Annotated in this window: 12 protein-coding genes and 1 tRNA gene; 7 read left to right on the top strand and 6 right to left on the bottom strand. The window is 76.1% G+C overall.

All coding sequences use genetic code 11. From position 1 onward, the window contains the following. Window positions 1–19: 19 nt before the first annotated feature. On the bottom strand, window positions 20–1,087 hold the full coding sequence (locus HH311_RS13825) for an NAD-dependent epimerase/dehydratase family protein (protein WP_169184224.1): 1,068 nt from the start codon (window positions 1,085–1,087) through the stop codon (window positions 20–22). A 66-nt stretch (window positions 1,088–1,153) separates the two neighbouring features. Here HH311_RS13825 and HH311_RS13820 point away from each other — a divergent pair, with 66 nt between their 5' ends. Next, entirely contained in the window at window positions 1,154–1,693 is a 540-nt protein-coding gene (locus tag HH311_RS13820; RefSeq protein ID WP_169184223.1) for a molybdenum cofactor biosynthesis protein B, read from the top strand. 468 nt (window positions 1,694–2,161) lie between these two features. Here HH311_RS13820 and HH311_RS13815 read toward each other — a convergent pair whose 3' ends face one another. Further along, window positions 2,162–2,791: an SAF domain-containing protein gene (locus tag HH311_RS13815; RefSeq protein ID WP_169184222.1), complete on the bottom strand. Its 630-nt coding sequence runs from the start codon at window positions 2,789–2,791 to the stop codon at window positions 2,162–2,164. 207 nt (window positions 2,792–2,998) lie between these two features. On the opposite strand from HH311_RS13815, the gene HH311_RS13810 reads away from it, so the two are divergent. Next, complete coding sequence (locus HH311_RS13810) at window positions 2,999–3,913, top strand: DMT family transporter (protein ID WP_169184221.1); 915 nt, start codon at window positions 2,999–3,001, stop codon at window positions 3,911–3,913. Window positions 3,914–4,085: 172 nt separating this feature from the next. On the opposite strand, the gene HH311_RS13805 is transcribed toward HH311_RS13810, so the two are convergent. The 3 genes from HH311_RS13805 to HH311_RS13795 form a co-directional block, all read right to left on the bottom strand. Next, the gene (locus HH311_RS13805) at window positions 4,086–4,475 is read right to left on the bottom strand and encodes an FmdB family zinc ribbon protein (RefSeq protein ID WP_169184220.1); all 390 of its coding nucleotides are present in this window, start codon (window positions 4,473–4,475) and stop codon (window positions 4,086–4,088) included. 86 nt (window positions 4,476–4,561) lie between these two features. Next, window positions 4,562–5,215, bottom strand: a complete 654-nt coding sequence (locus HH311_RS13800) for a 5-formyltetrahydrofolate cyclo-ligase (RefSeq protein WP_169184219.1) — start codon at window positions 5,213–5,215, stop codon at window positions 4,562–4,564. Window positions 5,216–5,313: 98 nt separating this feature from the next. After that, window positions 5,314–6,693, bottom strand: coding sequence for a UTP--glucose-1-phosphate uridylyltransferase (locus HH311_RS13795; RefSeq protein WP_169184218.1), 1,380 nt, complete (start codon window positions 6,691–6,693; stop codon window positions 5,314–5,316). 182 nt (window positions 6,694–6,875) lie between these two features. Between HH311_RS13795 and glp the strand changes: the two genes are divergently transcribed. The 5 genes from glp (at window position 6,876) to HH311_RS33305 (ending at window position 11,245) form a co-directional block, all read left to right on the top strand. Next, on the top strand, window positions 6,876–8,108 hold the full coding sequence (gene glp, locus HH311_RS13790; RefSeq protein ID WP_312030135.1) for a gephyrin-like molybdotransferase Glp: 1,233 nt from the start codon (window positions 6,876–6,878) through the stop codon (window positions 8,106–8,108). Between the two features lie 54 nt (window positions 8,109–8,162). Further along, window positions 8,163–8,834: a GNAT family N-acetyltransferase gene (locus tag HH311_RS13785; RefSeq protein WP_169184216.1), complete on the top strand. Its 672-nt coding sequence runs from the start codon at window positions 8,163–8,165 to the stop codon at window positions 8,832–8,834. Window positions 8,835–9,154: 320 nt separating this feature from the next. Beyond that, the gene (glpR, locus tag HH311_RS13780) at window positions 9,155–10,165 is read left to right on the top strand and encodes a gephyrin-like molybdotransferase receptor GlpR (RefSeq protein WP_169184215.1); all 1,011 of its coding nucleotides are present in this window, start codon (window positions 9,155–9,157) and stop codon (window positions 10,163–10,165) included. A gap of 133 nt (window positions 10,166–10,298) precedes the next feature. After that, window positions 10,299–10,371: transfer RNA gene (locus HH311_RS13775), tRNA-Ala, on the top strand. 169 nt (window positions 10,372–10,540) lie between these two features. Continuing rightward, entirely contained in the window at window positions 10,541–11,245 is a 705-nt protein-coding gene (locus HH311_RS33305; protein ID WP_169184214.1) for a VOC family protein, read from the top strand. Between the two features lie 70 nt (window positions 11,246–11,315). Here the strand turns inward: HH311_RS33305 and HH311_RS13765 are convergent, their stop codons facing one another. Continuing rightward, window positions 11,316–12,035, bottom strand: coding sequence for a ZIP family metal transporter (locus HH311_RS13765; RefSeq protein WP_169184213.1), 720 nt, complete (start codon window positions 12,033–12,035; stop codon window positions 11,316–11,318). Between the last annotated feature and the right edge of the window lie 5 nt (window positions 12,036–12,040).

Here is a 12,040-nt window from a genome sequence, read left to right as displayed (position 1 = left end):
GCATTGTCGGGACCCGGTCTCAGCGGACGGCGGCGCGCAGCGGGTCGGTCGCGAACCGCGTGATGCCCTCGGCGAACGGGACCCGCGCGCGGAAGCCGAGGACCTCGGCCGCCCGGGCCGGGTCGGCGGTGACGTGCCGGACGTCGCCCGGCCGCGCGCCCCCGACGACCACCGGCTCCGGCCCGTCCATCGCGGCGGCGAGCTGGCCGGCGAGGTCGGCGATCGTGCGGACCTCGCCCGAGCAGACGTTGAGCGGCGTGCAGGTCCCGGGCGGCGTCGTGTCCGCCGAGGCCTCCAGGGCCGCGACGTTGATCCCGGCGACGTCGCTGACGTGCACGAAGTCCCGCCGCTGCCGCCCGTCCTCCATCACCCGGGGCGCCTCGCCGCGCTCCAGCGCCGAGCGGAAGATCGACGCCACGCCCGCGTACGGCGTGTTCTGCGGCATCCGCGGGCCGTAGACGTTGTGGTAGCGCATCGCGAACACCCGGCCGCCCGTCGCGCGGGCCCACGCCACGGCGAGGTGCTCCTGGGCGAGCTTGGTCGCCGCGTAGGTCGACCGGGGCTCCAGGGGCGCGTCCTCGGGCACCAGCTCGCCGGCTAGGTCGCGGCCGCACACCGGGCACGGCAGGTCGTAGCGGCCCGCGTCGACGTCGGCCTGGGTGCGGGCCGGCGGCGGCTGGACGCCGTGCTCCGGGCATGAGTAGCGGCCCTCGCCGTAGACGACCATCGAGCTGGCCATGACGAGCCGCGTGTGCCGCGTCCGGTACATCGCGGCGAGCAGGACGGCGGTGGCCACGTCGTTGTTCTCGGCGTAGGCCGGGGCGTCGTTCGGGTCGACGCCGTGCCCGACCATCGCGGCCTGGTGGCAGACGGCGTCGACGTCGGGGAGCAGCCGGTCGAGCAGGTCCGCGTCGCGGACGTCACCGCGGACCAGCTCGTAGCGGTCGGTCCACTCCGGCGCCTTGCCCTCGGCGTGCGCCTGGGGGAGCAGGGCGTCGAGGAGGACGGGGGTGTGGCCGCGGTCGGCGAGCTGGTCGGCGATCGCGGAGCCGATGAACCCGGCCCCGCCGGTCAACAGGACGCGCACCGCGCCACCGTAACGGCGGGTGATCCGGCGGCGGGCTCCCCGGTGGGCTCGCTAGGGTCTGCAGGCATGGAGCACCCGCGGGCCACGGCGATGCAGGACGACGCGCTCGGTGGTGACGACGGCCTGCTCGGCCGGGCGCTGATCGTCATCGTCGACGACCGCGTCTCGACCGGCGAGGTCGCCGACACCATCGGCCCGCTGGTCACCGAGCTCCTCGGCGAAGCGGGGCTCGTCGTCGACGGCACGATCGTGGTGCCCGGCGAGTCGGTCGCCATCCGCAACGCGCTCAACACCGCGGTGATCGGCGGGGTCGACCTCGTCGTCACCGTCGGCGGCACCGGCGTCTCCCCGCGCGCCGTCACCGCGGACGCCACCGCCGGCGTGCTCGACCGCCCCATCCCCGGCATCGCCGAGGCCATCCGCGCCTCCGGCCTGGCGGCGGGCGCCGTCGACGCCGGGCTCTCCCGCGGCCTGGTGGGCGTGTCCGGCTCGACGATGGTGGTCAACCTCGCCGCCTCCCGCGCCGCGGTGCGCGACGGCATGGCCACCCTCACCCCGCTCATCTCCCACGTGATCGCCGAGCTCTCCGGGCTGGAGGAGAACTGACGTCGGCCGGCGAACCGCCGGCCGACGACGAGGCCCGGGCCGCCGCGGCCCGCCGCCGGGCGCGCGAGGCGTTGTTCGGGGAGGGGCCGCGGGCGAGCGCCGACGAGCGCGACGATGCCGACCGTGCCCGCGGCGACGAGGGCGAGCGGGACCGGGGCTGGTACGACGAGCAGCGTCCGCCGCACCACGGATGACGCGCCCTGGGCGAGGGGCACGTGGGGCAGCTCCGGCGCGGCCGGCGGATGCCTGGGGTGCTGGTGATCAAGGGGGTCCGGCCCGGCCCACGGGCTGGTCCCCGTCGAGGGGCACGCTGCGCAGCTCCGGCGCGGCCCGGGGATGTCTGGGGTGCCCGTGATCAACGGGGTCCGGCCCGGTCCCCGTCGAGGGGCACGTGGGGCAGCTCCGACACGTCCGGCGGATGTCTGGTGTACCCGTGATCAAGGGGTCCCGCTCGGCCTGGGCGGGCCCTCACCGCAGCGTCAGCGTCACGTCCTGACCCACCGTCGCCGCCGCCACCCGCGCCGCCTCCGGCCCCGGCAGCGCCACGAGCACGAGCGGGGGTGACGCCGAGCGCTCCTCGCCGGGCAGCACCGTCAGCACCCGGGCGCCCCGGGCGAGGACCACCCCGCCACCGCCGCCGACCCCCGCGCCCCCGACGACGTCCACCAGCGCCCCCGCCCGCACCAGCGCCGCCACCGCCGGGTCGGCCAGGCGCAGCGGCACCCCGGCCGCGTCGGCCATGCCGACCGCCTCCCGCGCGGCCTCCGGCCCGACGAGCCGGACGTCGGTGAGCACCTCGCCCGGGCGCACCGGCCCGACCAGGTGCCGCCCGACGACGTCGTCGACGGCCCGCAGCGCGCCGGCCGGCACCGCGTCGGGCGGTCGGGCGACGACCTCGACGTCGTCGGGGCCCACCGCCGCGCCGGGCGCGAGGTCGTGCCGCGCGCGCAGGACCGGCACCCCGCTCACCGCGGGCGCCGCGGCGCCGACCACCGCGAGCACCACCGCCACGACCACGAGCACCGCGGCCGCCAACCGGCGCAGCGCCACCGCACGCCGCCACCCCCGCGGCAGCCGCGCCCACCGCGGGCGCCGCACCGCAGGACGACGATCCGCAGGACGACGAACAGCCGGACGCCGACCTGACGGACCCTGCCCCGCACTCCCCACGAACCGGACACTAGGGACCGGAACAGACCCCCACACGACCCCGACGAACGCTTGTGGACAATTGAGGGGAACCCGGCGACCGGTGGACGGCCGGGAGTCGGGAGAACGTCCGCCCGCGAGGAGAGGCGCACCCGAATGGCCGTGGTGCTGGTGCTCCTGGCGTGCCTGGGCAACGCCCTCGCGCTCACCCTGCAACGCAAGGCCGCCCAGGACAGCGCCCGGCAGCGCGGCCGGTCGGCGGGCTCGCTCCGCGACATGGTCCGCCGACCGCCGTGGCTCTTCGGGACCCTGATCTTCGCGCTCGCGGTCGTCTGCCAGGTCTGCGCGCTGCGCCTGGGCTCGGTCTCCCTGGTGCAGCCGGTGCTGGTGATGGAGCTGCCGTTCACGCTGCTCGTCGGGTGGTGGATCCTCGGCGGAGCGCTGCGGCCCTACGAGTGGGGCGCGGTCGGCACGATGAGCGTCGGCCTCGTGGTGCTGCTGGCGTGCCTGCGCCCGCACGACGGGGACGCGCTCGCCGCCGGGAACGTCCGCTGGATCCTCGGGACGCTGGTCACCCTCGTCGTCCTCGGCGTCACCGTCGCGATCGCGCGGGGGTCGCGCGCCGTGGGGAAGGCCGCCTTCTTCGGGATCGCGGCCGGGATCGGGTCGGGCTTCGTCGCGGTGATCGTCAAGGCCATGACGGACGCGCTCGCGGTCGGCGGGCTCGGCGAGGTCCTGACGACCTGGCAGAGCTACCTGCTCATCGTCGTCGGCCCGGTGGCCTTCTGGACGTTGCAGAGCGCGCTGCGGGCCGGCCGGCTCCTCGCCTCCCAGCCCGGTCTGACCCTCGGCAACCCGCTGCTGGCGTTCCTCTGGGGGACCGGACTCCTCGGTGAGGAGGTCGCCGGCGGAGCCTGGATCTGGGGCGGGATCGTCGGGGCCGCGCTGCTCACCGTGGGCGTCTTCCTGCTCGCACGGTCACCGGTGCTGGCGGCCCAGGAAGGGAATCCGCGGGACACGTCCACCGTCGGGCGACAGAACGCGGGCGCCAACCGTCGCCGAACGCGCTGACGAGCTGCGCCGAACGGGTGATCCACGAGACCAAACCTGTTCCAGGGCAACGCGCGACGAACGGGCACGTCTCTCGTTGTACGAGGCACGGAGCGACCGACCGCTGGGGAGCGGGTCGGGCACCGTGACGGTCCGGGTCGGCGACTCGGGGTCGCCGACCCGGACCACTCCGTCAGGCGCTCTTCGCCGCCGTGGTGCTCGACCCGGACGACCCGTTGCTCGACGAGCTCGAGGACGACCCGCTCGACGAGGAGCCGTTCGACGACGACTCCTTCGCCGAGCCGTTCGACGAGGACTCCTTGGCGCTCGACTCCGAGGACGACGAGCCCGAGTCACCCGAGCCCGAGGACTCCGAGGACGACGCCGCCGGCGAGCTCGAGGACCCGGACCGGCTGTCGTTGCGGTAGAAGCCGCTGCCCTTGAAGACGATCCCGACCGACGAGAACACCTTGCGCAGCCGGCCGCCGCACACCGGGCACTCGGTCAGCGACGGGTCGGTGAACGCCTGGACCTGCTCGAAGCGGTGGTCGCACTCGGTGCAGGCGTAGGGGTAGGTGGGCACGCTCGCTCCTGTCGTCACCCGCGGGGACTCTCCGACGGGGGAGTGTACTGGCACTCCCCCCACTCGAGTGCCAACACGGGCGGGCGTCACGGTGTTCCTGGCGACGCATCGGCCCCCGCGGTCCGCAGCAGGCCCGCGTGCGGGCGCCACACCGCGTCCACCCGCACGTCGTGCGGCTCGGCCGGGAGCTCCGCGAGGAGCTCGTCGTCGCCGACCAGGGCGACGACGACCGTCGTGGGCGAGCGCAGCGGGAGGCTGCGGTCGTAGTGCCCGCCGCCGCGCCCGAGCCGCACCCCGTCCGCCGTCGCGGCCAACGCGGGCACGACGACGACCGCCGCCTCCCCGATCGCCGTCGGCCCGAGCCGCGGCCGGCCGGGCTCGAGCAGGCCGTGCGGGCCCGGGACGAGGTCCTCGCGCCCACCGAAGGGCGCCCAGTCCAGCGGCGCGTCGCCCACCGTCACGGGCAGCAGCACCCGCCGTCCCAGCGCCACGGCCGCGTCGAGCAGCGGGACCGCGCCGTCGGGGGCCGCCCCCGGCTCGCGTCGCACGGGCACGTGCAGGCACACCGGCCGGCGCGGGTCGGCGCCGAGCTCGTCGAGCACCCACGGCAGGCCGGCGGCGAGCGCGGACGCGTCGTGCCGGCGGGCGTCGTCGGGGCGTTCCCGACGCCGGGCGAGCAGCTCGCGCCGCACCTCGTCCTTGCCCGACGGTCGAGCTCCGCTGCGCTCCGTCTCCGTCACCGGCCCAGCATCCCGCACACGAGGGGAGGATCCGGTCGCTCTACCCGCACGAGGGTTCCCCTCGCGCGGACCGGGGCGGTCGGCAGGGCGGCCGGGGCTCACCCCTCCAGGGTGCCGCCGTCGACCTCGCGCGGACCCTCCACCGTCACCGACCCCCGCACCGTCACCGGCCCGATGAACGTGACGTCGCCGCGCACCTCCAGCCGCTGCGCGTCCACCAGCGAGGGCGCGCCGCCGGGGAAGCGGGCCTCGAAGTCGCGCAGCATCCCGAAGTGCGCCTTGTCGAGCGAGACCACCGGGGGCACGCCGTCGAAGTGGGGCACCATCGCGCCGTCGTCGCGCAGCTCCCAGAGGTCCGAGCGGGCCACCAGCAGGTCGTCGGTGGTCTTCACCGGCGCGAACCGGGTCCGCGGCACCTCCAGCGCGGCCGCACCGTCGATCGTCGAGACCGCCGCGCCCATCGCCGTCTCCAGCTGCAGGACCTTCGTCGACGACTTGTCCGTCGGGTCGACGGTCTTGCGGTTGACGATCAGCGGCAGCTCCGGCGCCGCCGGGTCGGCCTCCTGCAGCGCGGTGATCGCCCGCAGGTCGAACCAGATGTTGTTGGTGTTGAAGTAGTGCCAGCGGTCGAGGTCGCCGAACGAGGAGTCGCCCTCGGGCACCTGCGCGGACTCCCGCAGCACGAGCTTGCCGTCGCGCATCGCGAGGTGGCCGCCCTTGCGGTCGGACTCGGTGCCGCGCACCACCTCGAGCAGGAACGGCACCTCGTGCTCGGCCAGCCAGGCGGCGATCCGCGGGTCGGGGCGGGCGCCGAGGTTGTCGGCGTTGGACACGAAGCACCAGCGCACCCCGGCCTCGAGCAGCGTGGCGGCGATGCCGCTGGCCGCGAGCGCGGTGTAGATGTCGCCGTGCCCGGGCGGGCACCACTCCAGCTGCGGGTCGGCCGGCCACTCCACGGGCTCGTGGGTCTCCGCGTCGAGCTTGGGCTCGATGCCCTGCAGGAAGTCCAGCGGCAGCGGCTGGTCGTCGAGACCCTGGTGGGCGCGCAGCCGCTCAAGCGACGGCGGGCGGGTGGTCGGCGAGTCCATGAGCAGCAGCGGCAGCCGCGCCCCGGTGGCCCGGCGCATCGCGAGGGTCTGGACCGCGATGACGTCGAGGAAGCTGTGCCCCGGCTTGATCTCCAGCGTCGACTTCGGCCCGTCGAGCCCCATGCTGGTGCCCAGCCCGCCGTTGAGCTTCACGACGGCGAGGCGGTCCAGGACGTCCCGGGTGGTCGCCTCGTCGGGCTCGGGGAGGTCGTCGAGGCGGGGGAGCGGCTCCACCGGCGACAGCTCGTCGCCGGGCAGCGTGCCCGCCCCCGGGTCGGCCAGCTGGGCCAGCCGCCGCCGGAACGCGGCGAGCTCCATCGGGTGCGCGCCCGCCTTCTCCAGCTTGGTGACGGCGGGGTGGTCGGCGCTCTCGGGTGCCTGGTCGACCATGGTGTTCGGCGCTGCCTTCGCTCGCGGGAGGGCCGGGGGCCCGGGCCGGACCCGCTCGGCGTCGGGACCTGGGCGAGATTAGCGAAGCCGCCCGACGACGACGGGTGCCCGTGCCCCGGTGGGGTGCACACGCGGGCGCGTCGCTCCCTGGTCCGCGCGGCGTGTCGGGGCACGATGAAGCCGTGAGGACCGTGGAAGCCCAGCTGCGGCGGGTGCTCGACGCCGCGGTGCGGCCGGCGCCGGTGCGCGTGCCCATCTCCGAGGCGCAGGGGCTGCTGTGCGCCGAGGAGGTGGTGGCCGACCGGGCGCTGCCGGGGTTCGACCAGGCCGCCGTCGACGGGTTCGCGGTGCGCGCGGTCGACGTGCGCGAGGCCGACGTCGAGCCGGTGGAGCTGCCGGTGGTCGGCGAGGTCGCCGCCGGATCCCGCCAGGCCCACCGGCTCAGCCCCCAGCAGGCGGTCCGCGTGGCCACCGGGGCCCCGCTGCCGACGCTCGCCGACGCCGTCGCCCCGCACGACCACACCGACGACGCCGTGCCCTCCAGCCGCGCCCGCGTCACCGTCAAGACCCCCGTGCCGTCCGCCGCGTTCGTGCGGCGCACCGGGGAGGACGTGGCGCCCGGGGACGTGGCGGTGCGCCGCGGCGTCGTCGTCGGGCCCGCGCAGGTCGGGCTGCTGGCGGCGGTGGGCCGGACGAAGGTGCTGGTGCACCCGAAGCCGCGCGTGTCGGTCATCGCGGTGGGCGACGAGCTCGTCGACGTCGACCGCACCCCCGGCGCGGGGCAGATCGTCGACGTCAACTCCTACGCGCTGTCCGCCGCGGCGCGCGACGCCGGCGCCGAGGTGACGCGCATCGGCATCGTCGGGAGCGACCCTGCGCTGGTGCGCGAGGCCGTGGAGGCGCGGCTCGGGCTGGCCGAGGTGGTGCTCGTCGCCGGGGCGGTCGGCGGCGAGCACGGCGAGGCGGTCGCGACGGCGCTGGCCGAGCTCGGCCCGGTGGACACCTCGCGGGTGGCCATGCACCCGGGCTCGGTGCAGTCGTTCGCGCGCCTGGGCAACGACGAGATCCCGACGTTCCTGCTGCCCGCGAACCCGACCTCGGCGCTGATCGTCTTCGAGGTCCTGGTGCGCCCGCTCGTCCGGCTCGCGCTGGGCCGCCCGGAGCTGCACCGCCGCGAGGTGACCGCGCGGCTGCTCTCGCCGGTGGCGTCGCGGCCCGGGCGGCGCAGCTACGTGCGGGGCCAGCTGCTGCGCGACCGCACCACCGGCGACTACCTCGCCCAGCCGCTCGGCACGGCCGGCTCGCACCTGCTCTCCTCGCTCGCCGAGGCGAACGCGCTGATCGTCATCGACGAGGACACCACGGAGGCCGGCCTCGACCAGCCGGTGAAGGTGGCGTTCCTGGCTCCTCGGTAGGTGCGCTCCGTGCTCGCCGGCCGGAGGCACCGGGGCCTCTGCTAGAACGGCGGGATGGCCGTGCCGATCTGGGGAGGGACGCGACCCACGGGCCGCCACCCCGGCTGGCCGGACCACCTGCGCTCGCTGCGCACCCCCGCCGGAGTCGTGTCGCTGCGCCCGGTGCGCTTCCGTGACGGCCGCGAGTGGTCGCGCCTGCGGCTGCGCGACGAGGCCTACCTCACCCCCTGGGAGCCGATGCCGCCCGGGCGCTGGTCCGACCACAACGCCCTCGTCGAGTGGCCCGGCCGGTGGGGGACGTTGCGGGCGATGGGCCGCGCCGGGACCGCCCTGCCCTACGCGCTGACGATCGACGGCCGGTTCTGCGGCCAGGTCGTCGTCGGCAACATCGTGCGCGAGCCGCTGCTCTCGGCCTACGTCGGCTACTGGGTCTCCGCCGAGCACGCCGGGAAGGGGGTGACGACGGCGGCCGTGGCCCTCGCCGTCGACCACTGCTTCTCCCGGGTGGGCCTGCACCGCGTGGAGGCCACCGTCCGGCCCGAGAACGCCGCGAGCCTGCGGGTGCTCGAGAAGCTCGGCTTCCGCGAGGAGGGGCTGCTCAAGCGCTACCTCGAGGTCGACGGCGACTGGCGCGACCACATCGTGCTCGCCGTGACCGCCGAGGACGTGCTGCCCGACGGCCTCGTCGGGCGCCTGCTGCGTTCCGGGCGCGTCGCGCGGGCCTGAGCCGCGCTCCTCCGGCACCCTCGATGCTCCACCCGGGCCTCAACCCGTCCTGGACCACCCACACGGCCCAGCGTGGAACTCTCGACCGCCAGCCCATCGAGTGGTATCAGCCGCCGGCGGCGTGCGTGGGTTTCCCTCACTGGAGGGTGACGGTCACGGTTCGCGCACGACACGCCGTGTCGGCTGCGGGGCGCATGGGACTCGTGTGACTAGCGTGGCGAGCGTCGGTCACGGACCTTCGGGCACCGGACCGAGGGGCTTGCTCCTCACGGAGGAGCGGGTCCCCGTGTCGGGTCAGGTCCGGGTCGGGGAGGGCGGACGTGCCGAGCTCGCTGGTGTTCGCCGCGCTCGTGGTGGCGTGGCTGGCCGTCCTGGTGCCGGTGGTCGCCCGCCGGCGCCAGATGGTGCCGCGGCCCGCCGAGGCGCACCTGAGCTCCCGCGTGCTCGCCCGGCCGGAGCGCTCCACCACGACGACGGCCACGGCGACCACCGCCGAGCCGGAGCCGGAGACGGACACCGACACCGCCCCGGACGACACCGGGGACACGACGGGCAGGACGGGTGACGCGCCGCAGGGCCGCGTGCTCGAGCGCCGGCGCCCCCGCGGGCCGGTCCGGGACGACGCCGGGGAGGACGAGGGCATGGACGACCACGACGACGAGGGCCGCCTCGCGACCGCGCACCACGACGACGGGTACGACGACGCCGGGTACGACGGATACGACGACGCCGGGTACCGGCCGCGGGCCTACCGCCCCGGCCGCGGCGGGTTCGACGCCGACGCCGCGGCCGCCGCCGCGCACGCCCGCTACTCCTTCCGCCAGCGGGTGGCGCTCGGGCTCATCGCGATCGCGGTGCTCTCCCTGCTCGCGGCGCTGGTCGTCTCGCCCGTGCTGTGGTGGCTGCACGTCGTCACCGACATCGGGCTGGTCGGCTACCTCGTCTTCCTGCGCCGCCAGACGCGGATCGAGGACGAGGTCCGCCGTCGCCGCCTGGCCCGGCTCACCGGCGAGCGCCGGGCGCTCGAGGCCCGCCACGAGCGCCAGGTCGAGCACGAGGCGCGGCTGGCCGACGTCGACCGCTGGGGCTCGGCGGACGACCTCGACGACGACGGGTACGACCACCCCGCCGACGACGCGGACGCCTCCGACGACGAGGACCCCGACGACGACGTCGACGTCCCCGCCCCGCGCTGGATCGCCCCGCGCAGCCCGGCCCCCGAGGTGCCCGAGGGCATGGAGCTCGTCGCCGACACCGACGAGGACCCGGCCTTCCACGACCTGTCCGACTCCCGCGTCCCGGCCTACCGGCGGATCGCCGCCGGCGCCTGACCCCGCACTCCACGTGTGCCGCCCGGGCCCGCTGCCGGGTGGCCGTCCACGGAACCTGCCTCCCCCGACGGGTTCCGCGGGCGACCACCCGGCAGCGGGCTCGGTGCGTGCGGTTGGTAGTGTTCTCCGCGTTGGGGCTGTGGCGCAGTTGGTAGCGCGACTCGTTCGCATCGAGTAGGTCAGGGGTTCGATTCCCCTCAGCTCCACTCCACGATCTCCACGACCCCCGCCAGCTCCCGCGGCGGGGGTCGTCGTGTGTCCGGGGTCATCGGGCCGGACCGGTGACGTCAGCGGTGTCGCATCGCAGACATCCAGCGTCAGGAAACGCACACCGACGACGAGCGCCCCGACGGGGGGAGCCGTCACACTCGCCGGGTGGGGACGACGGACGGCAGGCCCTGCTGGGCGGACCTCGCGATCGTCGGGGACACCCCCGGCGTGATCGCGTTCTACGCCGCGGTGCTCGGCTGGTCGTTCACCGACGACGACGCGGCCGACCACCACGTCGCGGTGGCGTCCGCCCACGGCCGCCGCGTCGCCGGCCTCGGCGCCCCCGACGGGAGCCCGCCCGGCTGGACGCTCTACTTCGCCGTCGACGACGCCGCCGACGCCGCGGAGCGTCTCGAGGAGGCCGGCGGGATGCTGCTGGACGGTCCCGACGACGACGGGCGCGGCGGCCTCGTCGTCGTCGCCCTTGATGCGGGCGGGGCCGTCGTCGGGCTGTGGGAGGCCGACGACCCCGGCGACGGCCCGGCGTGGGTCGAGGCGGCGTCGGCCGAGCCGGGCCAGACCAGGACGTTCTACGGCACCGTCCTGGGCCACACCCACGAGCCGACCGACGAGCCCGGCACCACGACGCTGCACCGCGACGGCCCGGCCCTGGGCGCGGTCGTGTTCGCCGGCGACGCGCTGCCGCACTGGCTGGTGCACTTCGGCGTGCCCGACGTGGAGGCCGCCGCGGCCGCCGTCGGGAACGCCGGCGGCGAGGTCCTCGAGGTCCCGACGACGGGTGCCTTCGGTCGCCGGGCCGTCCTCGCCGACCCGTCGGGCGCGCGGTTCGCGGTGCTCGAGCGCGGCTGAGCCGGTTCCGGCGGTGGGCGCCCACCGCCGGTCTACCCGAGCGACGGTGCCCCTCGCTCGCTCCCGGGGATCACCGACCGATGAGCTCGTCGAGCAGCAGGTAGATCAGGAAGCCGACGAAGAAGCCCACCGACCCGAGGGCGGTCTCGCCCTGCTCGTGCGCCTCGACGAGCAGCTCCTCGGTGGCGAGGTACATGAACGCGACCGCCCCGAAGGCGAGGACCCCGCCGAGCAGGGCCGGCGAGGCGTTGGCGAGCAACAGGGCCCCGACGGCGGTCCCGGCGACGGTGAGCAGCGAGAGCGCGGTCGGCGCCGCCGCGGTCAGCCGGCGGGACGCCCCGCGGCTCATGGAGGCCGACAGCGAGAGCCCGACGAAGAGGTACTCGACGGCCAGGGCCACCGTGAGCAGCACCCCGGTGGTCGGCGCCTCGGCGAACCCCGCCCCGAGCACGAGGCCGTCGACGGCGAAGTCGACGCCGGTGGCGACGGCCAGCCCGACCGGCAGCGCCGGGCCGGCGGCGGTCCGGCGCCGTTCGAGCGACGAGGAGACCGCCCGGAAGGCGAACATCACCACGATCCCGGCCGCGAACCCGACGATCGCCACCCACGGCTGCTGGCGCAGCACCCCGGGCAGCAGCTCGATCGCGGCCGCGGCGAACACGACGCCGGCGGCGAAGTGCTGGATGCCGCTGGTCACCCGCCGCCCGGGTGGGCGCAGCGCCGCCACGACCCCCGAGACGCCGGCGGCGAGGACGGGGATCAGGGAGAAGAGGACCGCGCGGGCGAGCACCGGGC

This window comes from Actinomycetospora sp. TBRC 11914 (assembly GCF_012933465.1).
GTDB lineage: Bacteria > Actinomycetota > Actinomycetes > Mycobacteriales > Pseudonocardiaceae > Actinomycetospora.
The sequence above is the reverse complement of the archived record's forward strand: the minus strand, read 5'-3'. Positions and strand labels throughout refer to the sequence as shown.

Excerpts from the sequence above, each read along its gene's own strand:
- HH311_RS13810 (WP_169184221.1), top strand. The coding sequence starts at position 2,999 with ATGGCCGTGGTGCTGGTGCTCCTGGCGTGCCTGGGCAACGCCCTCGCG.
- HH311_RS13785 (WP_169184216.1), top strand. The coding sequence starts at position 8,163 with ATGGCCGTGCCGATCTGGGGAGGGACGCGACCCACGGGCCGCCACCCC.
- HH311_RS13795 (WP_169184218.1), bottom strand. The coding sequence starts at position 6,693 with ATGGTCGACCAGGCACCCGAGAGCGCCGACCACCCCGCCGTCACCAAG.
- HH311_RS13820 (WP_169184223.1), top strand. The coding sequence starts at position 1,154 with ATGGAGCACCCGCGGGCCACGGCGATGCAGGACGACGCGCTCGGTGGT.